This window comes from Eikenella longinqua (assembly GCF_001648355.1).
GTDB classification, from domain to species: Bacteria; Pseudomonadota; Gammaproteobacteria; order Burkholderiales; family Neisseriaceae; genus Eikenella; species Eikenella longinqua.
This window is the reverse complement of the sequence record NZ_LXSL01000014.1, coordinates 98,743-117,773: the sequence shown is the minus strand read 5'-3', so window position 1 is coordinate 117,773 and position 19,031 is coordinate 98,743. Positions and strand designations below refer to the sequence as shown.

Below are 19,031 nucleotides of genomic sequence, written 5' to 3'. Positions count from 1 at the left end.
CGTATTGCTTGGGGCTGTTAGAAAGGCATATCGCTTTTCACGTTCACGCCTTTGCCCGTGATATAAAACTGCCCGCCCGCCACATAGTGCAGGTTTTTCAATTCGTCGCCCACTTCGTCAAATTCCCAATGCCCGTTGCGGAACACGCGGTCGTCGGCATAGGCGGCGATGACTTGGCCGATAAACAAATCGTGCGTCTGCTGGTTGTGCGGCTCGGGGATGAGTTTGCACAGAATATAGGCGGAGCAGCCTTTAACCAGCGGAATGTCCGCATCGCTTTGGTAAAACAGTTCTATGCCATTGTCGGCGAGCTTGTTCGGGTTGTCCTTGCGGCTTTGCCCCATGGCGATGACGGTTGCCGCCTGATTGGCAAACGGCACTTGCAGGGCGAAATAGCCGCTGCCTTCCACCAGAGAGCGCGTGTAGGCGGCTTTGTCCAAAACGAGGGTTACTTTGGGATTGGGATAAAAATCCAGCACGCAAGACCATGCGGCGGACATGACGTTTTCCACGCCGCCGTGTTTGGCGGACACCATCACGGTGGGGCCGTGGTTGAGCAGGCGGTAGAATTTTTCCAAGGGTACGGGTTGCAGGGCCATATTTTTCCTCAATGCTTGTTGGAACGGGAACGGGATTATAGCCGAATACCGCTTTTCCCCCGATGCGGCGGCAAGCCAAACGGAACGCCGGCCGCAGGCGTGCCTGCCAAGCGGTTTCAGGCTGCCTGAAAAACCGCTTCCGCGAAGCCGGAATTTTTCAGGTAGCCTATTCTTGTTTTTGGCCGGCATCCGCTTTCCTTGAAAAGCCCGCCTGCCGCCCCCATTCTATGCCTGCCTGTGTTTGATTTTGTTAAAGCTTACGCTTTCGGGCAGCCTGCATCCGCAGGTTTTTTTAACCACATTATCAAGGAATAACAATGACCGAACTGTCCAAAACCCCCGTCCCCGACCGTGCCGAGCACAACGCGTTTTTCCCGTCCGAATACTCCCTGTCGCAATACACCGCCCCGAAAACCGACTACGACGGCGTGAAATTCGACAAGCCCTACACCGGCGGCAAGCATAAAGTGTTGATGGTCGCCACCGATGAACGCTACCTGCAAATGCAGAACGGCAAATGGTTCTCCACCGGCAACCACCCCGTCGAAACCCTGCTGCCCATGCTGCACATCCACAAAGCCGGTTTTGAAATCGACGTAGCGACCCTCTCCGGCAACCACGCCAAATTTGAAATGTGGGCGATGCCGCAGGAAGATGAAGCCGTTGCCGAAATCTACAACGAATACCTGCCCAAATTGGACAAACCCGCCAAGCTCGCCGACATCATCGACCAAGTTACCGCTGCCGACTCGCCCTACATCGCGGTACTGATTCCCGGCGGACACGGCGCGTTCAACAAAATCCCCGAAAGCCGCGAAATCAAACGCCTGCTGGATTGGGCGTTGGCAAACGACAAATTTGTCATCACCCTGTGCCACGGCCCCGCCGCACTTGCCGCCGCCGCGATTGACCGCGCCGACGCGGACTTCCCGTTCAAAGGCTACGAACTCTGCGTCTTCCCCGACGCGCTGGACGAAGGCGCGAACATCGACATCGGCTATATGCCCGGCAAACTGCCCTGGCTCTTGGCAGCGCGCTTGGAACAACTGGGCATGAAAGTGATGAACCAAGGCATCAACGGCCAAGTCCACCAAGACCGCAAACTGCTGACCGGCGACAGCCCGCTGGCCGGCAACAAGCTGGGTATTTTGGCGGCACAGGAGCTGCTGAAAGCGGTGGGCGCGGAATAATCGGCCGGCCCGTTTACAGCACGAAAGGCTACCTGAAAAATGCGCCATCGTTTTTCAGGTAGCCTTTCCAAGCAAACAGCCTGAAACCCTTCATCATGGTTTCAGGCTGTTTGCCTTTCTCCTGCCGAAAATTTTTCAGGTAGCCTTCCATCCATTAAAGGCTACCTGAAAATCCATCAAAACGGCTTATACACCACCAAATACAGCGCCGCCGCCATCACCAGCACTGGAATCTCGTTAAACACGCGATGCCAGCGGTGCGAATAGCGGTTGCGCCGCTCTTTGAAATCGAGCAGCAGGCGGTAGCAATAGAAATGGTAGCCCAAGAGGATCACCGCTAGCGTGATTTTGGTGTGCACCCAGCCCTGCCCCCACCAGCCGGTGAAAAACGGAATCAGCAGCCCAAACAGCACCGCGCCGATGCCCAGCGGCGTCATGAATTTAAACAGACGCTGCGCCATGCCCAAAAGCTGGCGGTATTCCGTGCTGTTCGGCGGCACGGCAGCTAGGTTCACATAAATGCGCGGCAGGTAAAACAAGCCGGCAAACCACGAAATAATAAAGAAAATATGCAGCAGTTTGAACAGCAAATACATAAGAGGCTACCTGAAAACGATGTCTTGCGAAGCAAGGCCGAGTTTCTGCGAAGCTAAAACGTGTCTTGCGAAGCAAGGCCGAGTTTTAATGAAGCTAAAAAATATTGAAGCAGATGAAGGGAAACCAACAGCGGCCTACTGCGCCGCCCCCTCGCTCATAAACGACAAATTGTCCCGCCCGTATTCCAGCGCGGTTTCGCCCACGCGCCACCACTGGAACGCCATCAGCGACAGCACTTCCGTGACCATAAACTTGGCGCCGTTGCGCCCGCTGTAGCGGCTGCTGGGCGTGGGGTCGGTTTGGTAGTCCAGCCCCACATAATCGGCCACGGCGGCAGCGCGGGCGAGGTGGTAAGGGTCGCTGATGATGACAATACTTTCCAAACCGTTGTTGTATAGCAAAATTTTGGTGTTTTCCAGATTTTGCTGCGTATCGCGCGAAGTGGTTTCCAGCAGGATGTCTTTGCTCGGCACGCCGTGCGCACGGGCATAGCGCCGCCCCACTTCAGCCTCGGTCATATAGCCCGGCTTGGGCGTGCCGCCGGTGAAAATCAGCTTGCGCACCAAGCCGTTGCGGTAGAGCGTGATGCCGTGGTTGATACGCTCGCGGAACACGGGCGAGGGATTTTTGCCCCATGCCGCCGCGCCCAACACCACGGCCGCATCCGCCGGCCGCTGAGCCGTGCGCGTGCTGTAGCGGTACACCAGCCAGGTGCACCACGCGGCCTGCGCCAGCAGCAAAATCAGGCAGAGCTTGATGCCCCGCCAGATTTGGCGCAACAGGGAACCGCGGAAGAAGGGCAGCATGGCAGGCTCGCTCGCTTAGTCAAACAGCGCGATGATGTTTTCCAAAGGCCGGCCGATGGCGGCGCGTTGGCGGTACACCGCGATGGGGCGTTGCAGCAGCGCGGGATGGCGGTGCAGCGCGGCAATCAGCTCGTCTTGGCTCAGGCCGGGCCGGTTCAGCCCCAGCTCGGCGTAGGCAGCATCGGCGGTGCGCATGATGTGGCGCACGTCGTCTGTGCCGAGCCGGTGCAGCAGTTCGCGCAATTCGGCTTCGGCAGGCGGGTTGGCACGGTAATCCACGGTTTGCACGGCGATTCCGGGCTGCTGTTGCAGCCAGGCGAGGGCGGCGCGGGATTTGGAGCAGTGCGGGTTGTGATACAGCAAAACGGTTTCGCTCATGGCAGGCTCATTTGGAGATTGCGGGGTGCTATCGTACAATAAACGCCGTTGTTTTCACAATTTGGAAGCCTGTTTTGAAAAAATATGTTGGATTGGCCGCCCTGCTTTTGGCCGCCCCGCTTTATGCTGCGGATTTGGTAAACCATGCGAACAACCGCCCCGCTTCGCTCGATGCCGGTGCGCAAAAGCGGGTGCAGGTGGTGAATGTGTGGGCCACTTGGTGCGCACCCTGCCGGCGCGAGATGCCGGCGCTGTCGCAATGGTATGCCGCCGAGCAGGGGCGGCGGCGCGGCGTGCGCGTGGAGATGGCCGGCGTGGCGCTCGATAAGCCTGCGGAAGTGAGCCGCTTTTTGCAGGGCACGCCGGTGCGCTACCCGGTGTGGCGCTACACCGGCGCCGACAGCACGGCCTGGATGCGCGGTCTCGGCAACCCCACCGGCGCCCTGCCCTTCACCGTCGTCCGCGCGCCCAACTGCGGCAATTTCCGTAAAACGCTGCTGGGCGAAGTTTCCCCGCAGCAGCTCACGCAGGCGGTGGAAGCCGCGGCGGCACAGTGTAAGGCTTAACGTTCCCTGCCCACCCAATCAGAGGCTACCTGAAAACCGACTAGAGATAGGCAACGGTTTTCAGGTAGCCCTTTTGTTTGCACGCCATGCTCAATGCCGCCCTTATTTTTCAGGTAGCCTCACCCCGCGCCAGAGGCTACCTGAAAAATCCAAGCGCACTAGTATCACCAAAAAGTAATATTCAATCTGGCGAAAATAAACTTTACTTTTCCCGCAAAGCCCCGTAGCATTCCGCCAACCCAACCCGCCGCCATCAGCCCCATGACCACCCCGCCTGCCCCCTCCGAACTGCGCCGCCGCAACCTGCGCGAATGGATCAACCGCCTGCACCAAGGCCGGCAGGTCGATTTCGTGGCCGCCACCGGCATCAACCAAGGCGAACTCTCCGCCCTTTTGAAAAACAAAGCCTTCGGCGAGCGCAAAGCCCGCAAAATCGAGCAGGCCGCCGGCATGCCCGCCCTCTGGCTCGATGCCGACCACAGCGCCGCCGCGCCCGCCCCTTCCCATTCATCCCAAAGAAAGCCACAAACCATGCCCGCCCCCATCGTCACCATCCCCGAAATCCTCGCCGACCTCAAAGCCGGCAAAATGGTCATCATCACCGACGCCGAAGACCGCGAAAACGAAGGCGACCTCCTAATGGCCGCCCAATTCGTTACCCCCGAAGCCATCAACTTCATGATCAAACACGCCCGCGGCCTCGTGTGCCTGCCCATGGCCGAAGCGCTGGTAGACAAACTCAAGCTCCCCCTCATGACCCAGCAAAACGGCGCCCAATACGGCACCAACTTCACCGTATCCATCGAAGCTGCCGCCGGCATCTCCACCGGCATTTCCGCCGCCGACCGCGCCCTCACCATCCAAACCGCCGTTTCCCCCGCCGCCCAGCCCGAAGACATCGTGCAGCCCGGCCACATCTTCCCCCTGCGCGCCCAAAAAGGCGGCGTGCTGGTGCGCGCCGGCCACACCGAAGCCGGCGTCGATCTCGCCCAAATGTGCGGCCTCATTCCCGCCGCCGTCATCTGCGAAATCATCAACGACGACGGCACCATGGCCCGCATGCCCGAGCTGACACAGTTTGCCGAAGAACACGGCCTCAAAATCGGCACCATCACCGACCTCATCGAATACCGCAGCCGCACCGAAACCCTGCTCGAAGAAATGGGCAGCAGCCCCATCCGCACCCCCTGGGGCGATTTTCGCCAACACGTTTACGTAGACAAACTCTCCGGCGAAACCCACCTCGCCCTCGTCAAAGGCAGCCCCACCCCCGAAACCGACACCCTCGTGCGCGTGCACGAACCCTTCAGCGCCATGGACTTCCTGCAAACCAACCCCCGCCACTCCTGGCCGCTGCCCCGCGCGCTCGAACGCATCCAGCAGGCCGAACACGGCGTGGCCATCCTGCTGCACCGCACCGAAGACGGCGCCGCCCTGCTCGACCGCACCCTGCCCAAAGGTAAAAACCAAGCCCGCCAGTGGGACAGCAAAACCTACGGCATCGGCGCCCAAATCCTCGCCAACCTCAACGTGAAAAAAATGCGCGTGCTCGGCCAGCCCTCCTCCCTCACCGGCCTCACCGGCTTCGGGCTGGAAGTGAGCGGCTTTGAAAGCGCAGAGTAAGGCTTTGTTGTCGCAATAAAAAAGGCTACCTGAAAACGAGCTTTGCGAGTTTCTGCGCAGCTAAAATTTTCAGGTAGCCTTTTACTATTGATTCGGTGCTTACTCATCAAAAAACAATCGGTTGTTGTAGCCTTGGCTGGTAAACTCTTCATCAAACATAACCTGCATCGGGTAACGCTCAGAACAAATTTCACTGCGTAGCAAACGATGCGGCCCCTTCCACACCTCCACCCCTCTTACCAGCTCATAAGGTATATTCTTTTCATTGCCCAACACATATGCATCATATTTCTTTGAACCAGGCACGTGGTGATATTCCTCATTCCTTGTCCCATCCAGCAGAGAATAGACACGATATCTGTAGCCCTTGTTCACCAATACCATCGCCATCCACTTTCTCCATCCCGCATAACGGCCACGCGGACTTTGCGCAATCACTTGTTGCCGGGTATTGACGAACACCAACTGAGGCGGCTGCCCTTCCCTGCCGAAACTATAGCGATACACACTGCCCACACGCGCCACCTTCACCTGATTTCCCTGTTCCGTAGTACAGGAAAACACAGTATGCGGCACCATATTCGCCAAGGCGGGCATACACATACATAAAACAAACAGCCAACAAGCCATCATTCGTTTCATATTCACCTCCCTATCCAAAATTCAATAAATGCCCGTAGCGAATTCTACAACTCTGCTAAAAGATAACCAATCCGCCCACACCAAAATCAATAAAGGCTACCTGAAAACGAGCTTCGCGAGTTTCTGCGCAGCTAAATTTTTCAGGTAGCCTCTTCCTTTGCCTGCCAATCAGCCCGGCAAACTACACATCATAAGTGCCCATCAGATACGCTTCGGCCAAGATATGCCCGCGCATGGCGAAGTGCAGGTCGTTGTAGCGGAAGCCCTGCGGCAGGTTGAGCTTGGTGTCGAGCGCATACACGAAGAGCTCGTAGCGGTGGCAGCAGTTGGGCGGCGCCATGCCGCCGTAGGCCGAGGCTTCTTCCGGCTCGAATTTGCCCAACACGCTGGCCCAGCTGTTGGCGCCCTGCACGTAATCTTTGGCGCTTTGGCTGTCGTTTTCCGGCACGGAGGTGCGCGTGAGGTCGGCAATCAGCCAGTGCACCCACACGAAGCCGCTGGCGGTAACGGCGTCTTTGTCTTCCAGCACCACGGCGAAAGACTGCGTGCCGGGCGGGGCGTCGCTGATTTCAAACGGGATGGAATAGGTGGGCATGCCGTTGGGGCTGAACTGGCTGCCGCGCTTGCCGAAGCGGTCGGCGAAGGCGCCGTTTTGGATGGCGGAACTGCTGACTTTCATTGGGAATCCTCCTTGGGTTGGGGTGAAGCAGGGTGAGCCAGATTATAGCCAATCCGCGCGGGCGTGCGGCGGAATGGCGTGGGATTGGCGGAAAATTTTTCAGGTAGCCTCAAGCGTATTGAAGGCTACCTGAAAACTAAATTTCAAAGAACAGCAGCAGGTTGGGCATTTGTTCCCACTCGTTTTTCAGGTAGCCTCAAACACATCAAAGGCTACCTGAAAAATATTTGGCTCGTGAGAGCTGGCTTTCCAACTTGGTTAAAGCCGACGCTCAACCGGCCTCCTCCTGCAACAGCAGCCGCGCAATTTGCTCGTCTGCGGGCCAGGTGAGCTTCAAGTTGCGGCTGTCGCCCTGCACCAGCAGGGGCTGCAAACCGAGCCGCTCAATGGCGGAGGCTTCGTCGGTGATTTCGGCCAGGTTGGCGGCGGCGAGGGCGCGTTGCAGCAGGCCGGCGGCGAAAAGCTGCGGCGTTTGCGCCTGCCACAGGCCGCTGCGGCTCACGGTTTCGGCAATGCAGCCGCTGCCGTTGTCGCGCTTGAGCGTGTCGGCAGCGGGCAGCGCGAGGATGCCGCCCACGGGGTGTTCCCCCGCCTCGGCCAGCAGGCGTTGCAGGGCTTCGTGCGGCAGGCAGCAGCGCGCGGCATCGTGTACCAGAATCTTGTCGCCCTCCCGCGCCAGCCCCTGCGCCAGCAGCGCGTTCAGGCCGTTGGCCACGCTTTCGGCACGGCTTGCCCCGCCGCAGCGCAACGCAATCAACCGCGCTGCCAAATTTTCAGGTAGCCTGATGTGCCGTTCAAACCATTCGTCGCCCGGCGCCAGCACCACGGCTACCTGAAAAATTTGCGGTGCCGCCAGCAAACGGCGCAGGCTGTGCTCGAGCACGCAGCGCCCGGCAATCGGCACATACTGCTTGGGCAGCGCGGCGCCGAAACGGCTGCCCACGCCCGCCGCCGGCACGAGGGAGAGATACCGGCTCACGGTGCTTTCCGCCATACGCTGCCGCCTTCGGCTTTTTTGTCGAGCTCGTCCAGATAGGCTTCGTGGGCGGCGGTTTCGCTGCCGTCGGCGGCGATGATTTTCAGGTGCGCCGGGCGTTCGGTGGTGGCCACGGCGGCAACGGGCGCGGCGGCGGTGCTTTCTTCTTCGGCAAACTGGTCGGCTAGGCTAAACTGCGATCGGGTCATGCCCAAATACACTTCGCTCAACAGCTCGCAGTCGATCAATGCGCCGTGGAACACACGTTTGCTGCGGTCCACTTCCAAGCGGGCGCAGAGCGCGTCGAGCGAATTTTTCTGCCCGGGATACATCGCCCGCGCCATCACCAGCGTGTCCACCACGCCGGCGGTTAAGTCTTCCACCGGCGGCAGCCCCGCGCGGCGGAATTCGGCATTGAGGAAACCCACGTCGAACGGCGCGTTGTGGATCACCAGCTCGGCGCCGCTGATGAAATCGGCAATCTGCCGCCCCACTTCGGCAAATTTGGGCATGCCTTCGAGCTTCTCCAGCGTGATGCCGTGCACTTTGGCGGCTTCTTCGGGAATATCGCGCTCGGGGTGGACATACAGGTGCAGATATTGGCCGGTGAGGCGGCGGTCGATCATTTCCAGGCCGGCGAATTCGATCAGGCGGTCGTCGCGGTCATAGTAAAAACCTGTGGTTTCAGTATCAAGAATGATTTGGCGCAAATGTTTCATGGCGGTTTCGGATTTATAATGTTGGCAACGGGCGGCATATTAACCCAAAAGCCTGCTCGGCGGTTAGTTGGATTTCGCCTTTGCAGGCGCCTCTTCCCGCTAGCCTTGTCAAAACAATATTTACAAATATAACAAACAATTACATATTTATACTATAATACAAATAATTATCATTTGCTAAATACGCCGGTTTTCGGTATGATTCGCCCAAGTTCAGCAAAGCAAGGCTGCGAAGCGTTGCAGATGGTTGAACAGAGAGTTTTCAGAGTTCTGCCCCAAGGCGGGATTCTCCAGTTTTGGTAGTGGTTTGTGTTCCTTTTGCGCCCCGGTTTCCGGGGCGGTTTTTTTTGCGCGGCGGATGCGGAAAATGGTGCAAGGCTTTGATTATTCGCGGTGATAGGGATGGTTGTGCAGGATGGAAACGGCGCGGTAGAGCTGCTCGGTGAGCAACACGCGCACCATGCCGTGCGGCAGGGTGAGGCTGGAGAGGCGCAGCAACAGGCCGGCTTGCTGCTTAATGCGATCGGTGAGGCCGTCGGCGCCGCCGATGATCATGCAAACGTGCCTTCCTTCCTGTTGCCATTTTTTCAGGTAGCCCGCCAGCTCTTGCGAGGTGGGGGCGGCACCGCGTTCGTCGAGCGCCACGAGGAATGAATCGGTGGGGATGGCTTCGAGCAGGCGTTTTTCTTCGGCGGCCATGCCTTGCGCGGCATTCACGCCGGCGCCGCGTTTTTCGGGTTTGATTTCTTTGAGGGTGTATTTGATGTCGCGGCCGAAGCGTTTGGCGTATTCTTTTACGGCTTGGTCTACCCAGCTGGGCATTTTGTTGCCCACGGCCAATACGGTGATGTTCATGTGTTTCCTGCCGGTATGCGGCGGTTTTGAGTTTTGGATAACATTATTTTACAATGTGCGCGGCGGCGGGTTAAGCCTGCTGGGGTAACTTGGCCGCATTATTTTGAAATATAAGAATAAATCTATCCAAACCATTTGAAGGCTACCTGAAAATGTATTCGTTGAAGTTTTCAGGTAGCCTCTTCCGGCCCGAACACCATCATGCGCCTATTGCCTAAATTCTCGTTGCCCGAACCTTTGCGCCGCTCGCGCCGCTTGGCGTTTGCGCGTTTCCTTTATGCGCGGTTTTATGAGGTGAACATCCCGCAGGTGGCGGGCAGCCTCACGTTCACCACGCTGTTGGCGCTGGTGCCGCTGTTTACGGTGGTGATTGTGGTGGTGTCGGCATTTCCGGTGTTTGCGGATTTTTCGGCGCAGTTTCATGATTTGGTGTCGCAAATCATGATGCCGGCGGGCGTGGAGGCGGTGGGCGATTATATTTTCCAGTTCCGCGAGCAGGCGAGCCAGCTCACGGCCATCGGCATTGCGCTGATGATGATTACTTCGCTGATGCTGGTACACACCATCGAGCGCACGTTCAACCAAATCTGGCGGGTGAAACGCCAGCGCAGCATCGTAACGCGCGTGTTGGTGTATTGGGCGCTGCTGAGCCTGGGGCCGCTGCTGGTGGGCGTGGGCATGTCGCTGTGGGGGATGGTGTGGCGGCGCACGTTGTTTTATCTGCATTTTCCGCTGTTGGCGAATGTGGTGCAGTTTTGCGTGGCACTTTCGGCCACGGGCGTGCTGCTGTGTTTCCTCTATAAATTGGTGCCGGCGCGCTATGTGCCGGTGCGGCATGCGGTGGTGAGCGCGGCGCTGGCGGCGGTGTCTATTGAGCTGTTGCGGCGCGGTTTCGGCGTGTATGTGGCCAATTTCAACAACTATAAATTGGTGTACGGCACGTTTGCCGCCGTGCCGATGTTTCTGTTGTGGCTGAATTTAAACTGGATTGTGATTTTGAGCGGCGCGCTGTTGGCGGCTTCGCTTTCCTATTGGGAGGGCGACGCTTTCCGCCGCCAAGGCCGCCACGGCACGCGTTTCCACGATGCGCTGGGCATCCTCAGCCTGCTCGCCCAAGCGCAAACGCACGGCCAAAGCATCAAAACCCAGCAGTTCCGCCGCCATATCAACCTGGGCTACGACGAGCTGGGCGACCTTTTGGAACACCTCGCCCGCAAGGGCTATGTGGCACAGAGCACTCGCCAGGGCTGGATGCTGAAAACCAGCCCCGAAGCCATCCGCATTGCCGATTTGTTCCGCCTGTTTGTGTATGGCGAGCAGCCCGGCCAGCACGATTTCATCGGCCGGAATGTACAGCAGATTATGTCGCCCGCCCTCGCCGCCGCCAATATGACGCTGGCGGAATTTATTCGGCAAAGCAACCAACAGGGCCAGCAAACGGCCGGCTAAACCTGTTGCCCGATATGCTTTCCAAGCCTTTGCTGTTTTTCAGGTAGCCTGTTTCCCCAAAAGGCTACCTGAAAAACTGTTTTAGCTTCGCAGAAACTTTGCTTCCTTCGGAAGCCCCGTTTTCAGGTAGCCTCCCTCTTCTTTTCCGATTGCAATTAAACCAATAATAATCATATTGTTATACTGATTTCCTAGCCATCAAACCGCCAAACGGCTATAATAAGCCGCTGTTATATCGCAAACAATCTGGCCATAAATTGATTCAGGGAGGATAAATTATGATGGTATTGTATTCAGGCATCACCTGCCCCTTCAGCCACCGCTGCCGCTTCGTGCTCTACGAAAAAGGCATGGACTTCGAAATCAAAGATGTAGATGTCTTCAACAAGCCCGAAGACCTCGCCGTGATGAACCCCTACAACCAAGTGCCCGTGTTGGTGGAGCGCGACCTCATCCTGTTTGAATCCAACATCATCAACGAATACATCGACGAACGCTTCCCCCATCCCCAGCTCATGCCCGGCGACCCCGTGATGCGCGGGCGCGGCCGCCTAGTATTGTTCCGCATGGAAAAAGAGCTTTTCAGCCACGTGCAGAAGCTCGAAAGCCCCGAAACCCCCAGCAAAGAGCAAACCAAAGCCCGCGACGCCATCAGCCAAGGCCTCACCCTGCTCGCCCCCGCCTTTGCCAAAAACAAATACGTGCTCGGCGACGACTTCTCCATGATCGACGTCGCCCTCGCCCCCCTGCTCTGGCGCCTCGACCACTACGGCATCAAGCTCGGCAAATCTGCCGCCCCCATCCTCAAATACGCCGAACGCATCTTCCAGCGCGAATCCTTCATCGCCGCGCTCACCGCCGCCGAAAAAGCCATGCGCCGCTAACACCAAGCCGGCCGGCGGGGAAACCCGAACCGGCCGGCTTCTTCATTTTCAGGTAGCCCTTTTTCAGGTAGCCCCAATCCAGGAAAACCCCATGATGAACTCCACCTTCAAACCCTACCTCCTGCGCGCCCTCTACGAATGGTGCAACGACCGCGGCCACGCCCCCTACATCCAAGTATGGGTAAACGAGCACACCCGCGTGCCCATGCAGTTTGTGAAAGACGAGCACATCATCCTCAACATCAGCCACACCGCCTGCGCCGGCCTCACTATCGACAACGACTGGATCAGCTTCTCCGCCCGCTTCGGCGGCGTGGCGCAGGAAATCTGGGTGCCCGTAGGCCATGTGGCCAGCATGTATGCCCGCGAAAGCGGCGAAGGCATGAGCTTCGAAGTGATCCCCTACCAGCCCGACACCCCGCCCGAATCCGGCGCCGACTCAGGCGACAAACCCGCCGCCAAACGCAAAGGGCTCAAGCTGGTGAAATAAGCATTGCCGCAATCAAAAGGCTACCTGAAAACTGTATTAATCGTTTTCAGGTAGCCTTCTTGTTCGGCAAACTACTTATTCTTCAGCATTTCCCGCCTGGCCTACGCTTTCCGCCACGGCAGCAGCCTGGTTCAGCCCCTGCGTGAGGCCGTTGATGTCGCCGCCGCTCAAGCCCAGCTCTTTGAGCAGGCTGTCCACCAACGGGGCTTGGGCGCGGTAGCGCAGGGCGCTGTTCACCACTTGGTCGGAGAGGGCGGCGTTGCCCGGCGCGGCATGGGCGCCGGCAGACACGCCTTCCGCGCCGCCTGCGCCGTTGCCGAAACCGCCCAAGCCGTTCACCTGCAAAATCTTGATGTCGTCGATGTTTTCCATCGGGCGCACGGATTCGCGGATGATGTCGGGCAGGTGTTTCAACAGGGCGAGGCGCACCTGCATTTCAACCTGCTCAACGCTCAACACGTTGGCGGCTTCGTTCACGGCGCGCGTACCTTCGGCATCGACTTTGTATTGCTGCTCTTGCGCTTGTGCCAGCAGCACTTTGGCATCGGCTTCACCCTTGGCCTGTAAACGCTGTTTCTCGGCTTCGGCTTCGGCGGCGATGCGCACGGCTTCGGCGCGGTCTTGCGCGGCCTGTTTCTCGGCTTCGGCGGCTACGGTGAGCGAAATCGCGTCTTTTTGCGCGGCTTCTTCGGCGGCAATCAGCTCCACAGCTTTGGCACGTTCGGCGCGTTCGGTTTCGCGCACGGTAATCACGCTTTCTTCTTCGCGCACGGCGGCGGCGCGGGCTTTGTCGGCCTCGGCTTTGGCTTCGGATTCGGCACGTGATTTTTCGGCCACGGCAATGGCGCGGTCTTGTTCGGCAAGCTCGATGGCTTTGCGGCGTTCAACCTCTGCCTGCTCGACGGCTTGGGCTTTGCGGATGTCTTCGTTTTTAATGTCGCGTTCGGCGGCGATGCGCTTCAAATCCACTTCGCGCTCGGCGGCGATTTTGGCTTCTTCCGCTTCGCGTTTTTTCTGCGCTTCCTGCTCGGCGATGCTGGCTTCCTGTTCGGCGCGGCGCACGGCGATTTCGCGTTCTTGTTCGAGTTTAGCGTATTCTTCTTCGCGCGAGATTTTCAGGCGTTGCTGCTCGGCTTCGAGGTTTTTGGTTTTAATCGCCAAATCGGTGTCTTGTTCGATTTCGTTGCGTTTTTTGCGGCGGCCTTCGATGGTTTCGGTGAGTTTGGTCAAGCCTTCCGCGTCAAAGGCGTTTTGCGGGTTGAAAAACTCAAAGCTGGTTTGGTCAAGGCCGGTGAGCGACACGGTTTCCAGTTCCAAGCCGTTTTTAAACAAGTCTTCGCTCACCACCTGCTGCACTTTCTGCACAAAATCAACACGTTTTTCGTGCAGCTCTTCCATCGCCATTTCGGCGGCCACGGCGCGCAGGGCATCCACAAACTTGCCTTCCACCAGCTCTTTCAGCTCGTCTGGCGACATGGTTTTCATGCCCAGCGTTTGCGCGGCGGTGGCGATGCTTTCGGCACTGGGTTTGACGCGCACGTAAAACTCCGCCATCACATCCACACGCATCCGGTCGCGGGTAATCAGGGCCTGCTGCGCCGCGCGGCGCACTTCAAGGCGCAGCGTGTTCATGTTCACCGGAATGATTTCGTGCAGCACGGGCAGCACCATCGCGCCGCCGTTCATGATGACTTTTTCGCCGCCGAAGCCGGTGCGCACAAACGACACTTCTTTGCTGGCGCGGCGGTACAGGCGGGTGAGGATGAGGCCGAGCACAAACAGCGCGGCCAGAATCACGCCGGCGATGGTGGCAATGGAGATAAGGTTCATGGTTTTCCTTTCTGATACTTAGGTTTATAAAATGCCTGTACAGGCCTCGTGGATTTTAGCTTCGCAGAAGCTGATGCTTTCAGGTAGCCTCAAACAGCCAGAAGACTACCTGAAAAGTCAGTTAAAACAAGTGAAGCAGAATTTCTGCCAAACTCAACACATCTTGCCGCATATAATTTGCCCTAAAGCAAACACTTTTCCTTAAAGATGAAATCATTATGGCGGCTTAAATACGGATGCGCTATGATGGGGATACCGCATTCCTTTTCACAACTTTACTTATAAGGAGCCCGCCATGCGCTTTCTTTCCCGCCTATCCGCCCTGCTCTTGGCCGGATTATTCTGCCTCCAGCCCGCCGCCGCGCAAAACCTGCCCTCTATCGTGAATATGCGCGATGCCTCGCTGCAAACCGGCAGCCCGGAAGAAGTGGCCGCCGCAGAAAGCAGCCTGCTTGGCCGGCATATGTTTTCCCTGCAATGGGTGAGCTGGGAGCGCTTCGGCACCGCCACCATCCGCCGTGGCAGCAACGGCTTGGAAATCAATGCCTACCAAGCCCTAGACGGCAATTACGTGAAGCTCGACGGCCTGATTGAAATCATCGACCGGCGCCATTTCTACTTCACCGGCAACGTCATCACCCGCGTTTCCTACCTCAACAATGGCCAAGCCTGCGAACGCAGCGGCACCTTCCTCTTCCAAGCCAAAGACGCCCGCCGCTACTGGCGCATGCAGCCGATAGGCAACCCCTGCGACAACGCCGCCGACTACATTGACATTTACTTCAAACGCTGATGCCGTTTTTCAGGTAGCCTCAAGCGGCCAAGAGGCTACCTGAAAATGACTAAGGCCGCCGGAAGAGCAGCTCGCGGGCAAACACATTCCCGCGCAGATACACCGTGCTGCCGTCTTCCAGCAGATACACATCGTCCCTCAAACGGCTGCACCACGCGCCGTCAAACGCTGCATATTCCTCCGGCAGCCGCACCACAATGCTCGGCACCCGCGGCCCGTATCTGCCAGAGAGGCACGTATCCCCCGTATCCGCCAACTCCACGGCCGACACCGCCTGATACGGCTGCCACTGCAAGCTCAGCCAGCCTCCCACCCAAGCCACCGGGCACGCAAATATCGCCCCCATCACCAGCCAAAACAGCGCCAGCTTCCCAGCAAACAACACCGCTGCCGCCACCCGCCCGGCAGCAGAACGCCGCCAAACATGATGTTCAGGCAGCCTAAAGCGCCGGTTGCCCGCCAGCACACCCCTGCCCCACCAAGCCATCGGCAGCAGCCACAACGCCGTCAGTGCCGCCGCCGCACACCAAACCGTCGGCAGCAGGCGGATGGAAAGCCACTCCCCCGACAATATCGGCCACGTCGTCAGCAAGAAAGCTGCTGTCTCCGCATATATCGCCACTAGAAGCTTTTTATGACGCAGCGGCTGACTTTGCGCGAACTCACGCCACCACTGCTGCCAATCCTCCCGCACTTGGCCATCACAGACCTCCGCTCCTAATCTGTCCAATAAAGCATAACGGTTGGCACAGCAAATCAGCGAAAACCAGCGGGAACGCCCATCTGGCGAGACAGCACACAAACCCCCATCGTATTCAAACTGCCAGTTGAGCCCGCAACGGAAACGCACCCGCCCCAACGCCCCATATACCACCAACTGCCTGCCGTCCACCATCGCAAAGCGTCGGCAAGTCAGCCCAAACCACCAGCCTTCCGAGCATTTCAAGCCCAGCAGCACCGCCGACAGACCCGCCCACTTAGCCGCCCTATCCCCCAGCACGCTCCCAGCAAGAGCACAAACCAGCAAACCCAGCAGTCCCACAATCGCCCACGCCAACAACGCCGGAAGCAAACTGCGCAGCCATCCGTTCAGATATACCGTCTGCCCGCCCGCGCGGCGCACCCCCGGCTCGGCCATCAGCCCCACATCCGAGTCGATACGCAAATACCCGCTGTTCCAACCCGCCTTCCCGCCGCCCTTGCGGTAACGCGGTTTTTTGCTTTTTCCAGCCATGATTTCTCTCACTTCCGTTGTGATGCTTCCGTTTTGCAATACACCCAATACCCCGAGATTTTTCAGGTAGCCTCAAGCGGCCAAGAGGCTACCTGAAAATCCTTTGCCAGCAAATTCCCAATCATCCATTTCCTTTTTTCAGGTAGCCTCCATCCCCGCAGCCCGCCTGAAACCGCCCGCCATTTTCCCCCAAAACCCTTTTCAGGTAGCCTATTCCCCCGCCCAGCCCCGCCCTTTTCATTCAACTCCATGCCAATCTGTAACCCTTTTGCAACAACACCCCGCTTTTACAAACAATTTTTCATCAACAAAACATCACGTTAACCAAAAACAGCCCGCCTGCGGCTTGCCAAACAGCCAGCGCCCATTAGAATGCCAACCGTTCTCAATACCGCTTGTTTTAACCGATACGGCAGTAGCTTAGCTCTCACTGCCTTTCTTTATGGAAAACCGTCTATGAAAAAACCGCAGCACGCACACCTCAAAACCCTCATCCTCGCCCTCGCCGCCATCGGCAGCCCCGGCCTGCTCCAAGCCGAAGGCACGCAAGCCGCGCCCGCCCAGGCAAACGCCGAAGCCGCCGACAGCGCCGAGCTCGAAACCATCGAAATCACCGCCCGCCGCCGCTACGCCAGCGGCTACCAGCCCATTTCCGCCGACGTGATCGGCGGCGGCAACACCCCTCTGCTCGAAGTGCCGCGCAGCGTAAACATCGTTACCCCCGCCGTGCTTGAAGACCGCCGCCCCGGCTCGCTGGATGAAGCCCTGCTCACCGTGAGCGGCATCCGCCAGGCCAACACCCTGGCCGGCACGCTCGAAGCCGTGGTAAAACGCGGCTTCGGCGACAACCGCGACAACTCCGTGCTGCGCAACGGCATGCAGATGACACAAACCCACGTGTTCAGCCCCACCGCCGAGCGCGTGGAAGTGCTCAAAGGCCCCGCCTCCACACTCTACGGCGTGCAAGACCCCGGCGGCGTGGTAAACGTGGTTACCAAACAGCCGCAGCTCAAACCCGCCCGCTCCGTCAGCGCCAGCCTCGGCAGCCACAGCGCCCGCCAAATCGGCGTGGATTTCACCGGCCCCATCGGCAACAGCCACAGCCTGGCCTACCGCTTCATTGCCGATCACCGCCAAAGCGACTACTGGCGCAACTTCGGCGAAATCAAGCAAACCACCCTCGCCCCCTCCATCAAATGGATCGGCGAGAAAACCACCCTCACCGCCTCCTACGAATACTTAAACTACACCGTGCCCTTCGACCGCGGCACCTTCATTGATTCCGCTGACACCGCCAACTACGGCAAACCCCTCGCCATCCCCGCCGAGCGCCGCCTAGACGAACCCTTCAGCGAGCAGAGCGGCAAAAACCACCTCTTCCAGTTCACCCTCGACCACTATCTGAACGACAACTGGAAAGCCCGCCTCAACTATGGCTTCACCTACCACACCTACGACGACTGGAAAGCCCGTATCCTCAATACCGAAGCAGGCATTAGAAGTGATCCCGCATTACCAAACTACGGTAGGGTACGCCGCCGTATCGACGGTACGCAGGACGCCCGTTTGCGCGTGCACAACCTCGCCCTCAACCTCAACGGCGACGTGCGCTGGGGCAGCGTGCGCCACAAACTCGGTTTTGGCATCGAAGCCATGCACAACGACCGCCTGCTGGGCAAAATCTATCAAAGCCCGCTCCAGTACAACCTCGATATGCATAACCCCGTGTATGGCCAAATCTCCCCACAGCCCGGCGTGAACACCATCGACGGCCAGGGCAACAACACGCAGCAAACCGAAATCCTCAAAACCTTCGCCCTGTATGCCAACGACGACATCCACTTCGGCGAAAAATGGATTGTGTCTGCCGGCCTGCGCGCAGACTACTACGACCAATACGCCGGCCGCGCCAACCGCAACTTCGTATTCAAAGCCAACACCGACAACCACGGCTGGAACCTCTCGCCCTCGCTCGGCGTTACCTACCGCCTCACCCCGCAATGGTCGCTCTACGGCAGCTACGCCACCTCCTTCCGCCCGCAGGTAGCCATCGCCAACGAAGTTCCGGGTAGTGTTAATCCCGAAAAAGGCCGCGCCTTTGAAATTGGCGCCAAATTTGCCGGCGAGCGCCTCTCCGCCGCTGTGGCTGCCTTCCATATCATTCGGGATAACGTCAGCTATTCTGTCGGCCCCGCTAGCAACAGGCAGTATTTCTACGATGCCCGCGCCCGCTCCATGGGCTTTGAAGCCGAAATGGGCGGTCAGATTACCGAGCGCCTGGGCGTGAACGCCAACTACGCCTACACCGAAACCAAGATGCTGGATGGCAGACCCACATTGGTCGGCCTGCCGCTGAACAACACCCCGCGCAACCAGTTCGGCCTCTACCTCACCTACGATTTCGGCAACGCGCTGGGCGGCAACTGGCGTGCCGGCCTCGGCGCCAAATACAACGGCGCTTGGTATATTGCCAAAGATGCCGACAACAACGGCCGCTTGTGGAAAGTGCCTTCTGCCACCGTGGCCGACGCCTTCGTTTCCTATGAAACCCGTTTCGGCGGCAACAAACTCAACGTGCGCCTCAACGGCAAAAACCTGACCAACCGCCTGTATTACACCTCCACCGTGGGCTCTTCCGCGCAATACCCGATGATCGCCATCGGCAACCCGCGCGAAGTCAGCATTTCCGCCAAGTTTGAGTTTTAAGCGTTGGGGCGGCAC

At 58.4% G+C, this 19,031-nt stretch carries 20 protein-coding genes; 9 read left to right on the top strand and 11 right to left on the bottom strand.

Features of this window, described 5'->3' with window-relative positions; translation table 11 throughout:
- Positions 1-17 precede the first annotated feature (17 nt).
- Entirely contained in the window at positions 18-599 is a 582-nt protein-coding gene (locus tag A7P95_RS03890) for a flavin reductase family protein (RefSeq protein WP_067591455.1), read from the bottom strand.
- A gap of 317 nt (positions 600-916) precedes the next feature.
- Here A7P95_RS03890 and hchA point away from each other — a divergent pair, with 317 nt between their 5' ends.
- Positions 917-1,789 carry a glyoxalase III HchA gene (gene hchA / locus A7P95_RS03885; protein WP_067591452.1) on the top strand — a complete coding sequence of 291 codons (873 nt, stop codon included), beginning with the start codon at positions 917-919 and terminating at the stop codon, positions 1,787-1,789.
- A 176-nt stretch (positions 1,790-1,965) separates the two neighbouring features.
- On the opposite strand, the gene A7P95_RS03880 is transcribed toward hchA, so the two are convergent.
- From A7P95_RS03880 to arsC, 3 genes are all read right to left on the bottom strand, one after another.
- On the bottom strand, positions 1,966-2,385 hold the full coding sequence (locus A7P95_RS03880) for a CopD family protein (RefSeq protein WP_067591449.1): 420 nt from the start codon (positions 2,383-2,385) through the stop codon (positions 1,966-1,968).
- 135 nt (positions 2,386-2,520) lie between these two features.
- Positions 2,521-3,192: a YdcF family protein gene (locus A7P95_RS03875; protein WP_067591446.1), complete on the bottom strand. Its 672-nt coding sequence runs from the start codon at positions 3,190-3,192 to the stop codon at positions 2,521-2,523.
- 15 nt (positions 3,193-3,207) lie between these two features.
- Positions 3,208-3,570, bottom strand: a complete 363-nt coding sequence (arsC, locus tag A7P95_RS03870) for an arsenate reductase (glutaredoxin) (RefSeq protein ID WP_067591441.1) — start codon at positions 3,568-3,570, stop codon at positions 3,208-3,210.
- Positions 3,571-3,644: 74 nt separating this feature from the next.
- Between arsC and A7P95_RS03865 the strand changes: the two genes are divergently transcribed.
- Positions 3,645-4,136, top strand: coding sequence for a TlpA family protein disulfide reductase (locus tag A7P95_RS03865; RefSeq protein WP_067591437.1), 492 nt, complete (start codon positions 3,645-3,647; stop codon positions 4,134-4,136).
- A gap of 261 nt (positions 4,137-4,397) precedes the next feature.
- Entirely contained in the window at positions 4,398-5,759 is a 1,362-nt protein-coding gene (ribBA, locus tag A7P95_RS03860; RefSeq protein WP_067591434.1) for a bifunctional 3,4-dihydroxy-2-butanone-4-phosphate synthase/GTP cyclohydrolase II, read from the top strand.
- Positions 5,760-5,858: 99 nt separating this feature from the next.
- Here the strand turns inward: ribBA and A7P95_RS03855 are convergent, their stop codons facing one another.
- From A7P95_RS03855 to rlmH, 5 genes are all read right to left on the bottom strand, one after another.
- On the bottom strand, positions 5,859-6,401 hold the full coding sequence (locus tag A7P95_RS03855) for a hypothetical protein (RefSeq protein ID WP_156503487.1): 543 nt from the start codon (positions 6,399-6,401) through the stop codon (positions 5,859-5,861).
- A gap of 181 nt (positions 6,402-6,582) precedes the next feature.
- Complete coding sequence (locus tag A7P95_RS03850) at positions 6,583-7,080, bottom strand: YbhB/YbcL family Raf kinase inhibitor-like protein (protein WP_067591428.1); 498 nt, start codon at positions 7,078-7,080, stop codon at positions 6,583-6,585.
- 271 nt (positions 7,081-7,351) lie between these two features.
- Positions 7,352-8,074, bottom strand: coding sequence for a 2-C-methyl-D-erythritol 4-phosphate cytidylyltransferase (ispD, locus tag A7P95_RS03845; protein ID WP_067591426.1), 723 nt, complete (start codon positions 8,072-8,074; stop codon positions 7,352-7,354).
- On the bottom strand, positions 8,056-8,775 hold the full coding sequence (gene dnaQ, locus A7P95_RS03840) for a DNA polymerase III subunit epsilon (protein WP_067591423.1): 720 nt from the start codon (positions 8,773-8,775) through the stop codon (positions 8,056-8,058). Before dnaQ ends, ispD begins: the two co-directional genes overlap by 19 nt.
- A 384-nt stretch (positions 8,776-9,159) precedes the next feature.
- Entirely contained in the window at positions 9,160-9,630 is a 471-nt protein-coding gene (gene rlmH / locus A7P95_RS03835) for a 23S rRNA (pseudouridine(1915)-N(3))-methyltransferase RlmH (RefSeq protein ID WP_067591421.1), read from the bottom strand.
- A 201-nt stretch (positions 9,631-9,831) separates the two neighbouring features.
- On the opposite strand from rlmH, the gene A7P95_RS03830 reads away from it, so the two are divergent.
- The 3 genes from A7P95_RS03830 (at position 9,832) to A7P95_RS03820 (ending at position 12,453) form a co-directional block, all read left to right on the top strand.
- Positions 9,832-11,079, top strand: a complete 1,248-nt coding sequence (locus A7P95_RS03830; RefSeq protein WP_067591418.1) for a YihY family inner membrane protein — start codon at positions 9,832-9,834, stop codon at positions 11,077-11,079.
- Between the two features lie 278 nt (positions 11,080-11,357).
- On the top strand, positions 11,358-11,963 hold the full coding sequence (locus A7P95_RS03825; protein ID WP_067591415.1) for a glutathione S-transferase N-terminal domain-containing protein: 606 nt from the start codon (positions 11,358-11,360) through the stop codon (positions 11,961-11,963).
- 94 nt (positions 11,964-12,057) lie between these two features.
- The gene (locus tag A7P95_RS03820; RefSeq protein ID WP_067591606.1) at positions 12,058-12,453 is read left to right on the top strand and encodes a ClpXP protease specificity-enhancing factor; all 396 of its coding nucleotides are present in this window, start codon (positions 12,058-12,060) and stop codon (positions 12,451-12,453) included.
- Between the two features lie 75 nt (positions 12,454-12,528).
- Here A7P95_RS03820 and A7P95_RS03815 read toward each other — a convergent pair whose 3' ends face one another.
- The gene (locus A7P95_RS03815; protein ID WP_067591408.1) at positions 12,529-14,283 is read right to left on the bottom strand and encodes a flotillin family protein; all 1,755 of its coding nucleotides are present in this window, start codon (positions 14,281-14,283) and stop codon (positions 12,529-12,531) included.
- Positions 14,284-14,578: 295 nt separating this feature from the next.
- Between A7P95_RS03815 and A7P95_RS03810 the strand changes: the two genes are divergently transcribed.
- Positions 14,579-15,076, top strand: coding sequence for a hypothetical protein (locus tag A7P95_RS03810; protein WP_156503486.1), 498 nt, complete (start codon positions 14,579-14,581; stop codon positions 15,074-15,076).
- Between the two features lie 49 nt (positions 15,077-15,125).
- On the opposite strand, the gene A7P95_RS11505 is transcribed toward A7P95_RS03810, so the two are convergent.
- Positions 15,126-15,668 carry a hypothetical protein gene (locus tag A7P95_RS11505; RefSeq protein WP_156503485.1) on the bottom strand — a complete coding sequence of 181 codons (543 nt, stop codon included), beginning with the start codon at positions 15,666-15,668 and terminating at the stop codon, positions 15,126-15,128.
- Positions 15,669-15,819: 151 nt separating this feature from the next.
- Here A7P95_RS11505 and A7P95_RS11500 point away from each other — a divergent pair, with 151 nt between their 5' ends.
- Complete coding sequence (locus A7P95_RS11500) at positions 15,820-16,284, top strand: hypothetical protein (protein WP_156503484.1); 465 nt, start codon at positions 15,820-15,822, stop codon at positions 16,282-16,284.
- A 482-nt stretch (positions 16,285-16,766) separates the two neighbouring features.
- Positions 16,767-19,016 (top strand): TonB-dependent siderophore receptor, encoded by a 2,250-nt coding sequence (locus A7P95_RS03800; protein ID WP_067591403.1) that lies wholly within the window; start codon positions 16,767-16,769, stop codon positions 19,014-19,016.
- Positions 19,017-19,031: the final 15 nt, after the last annotated feature.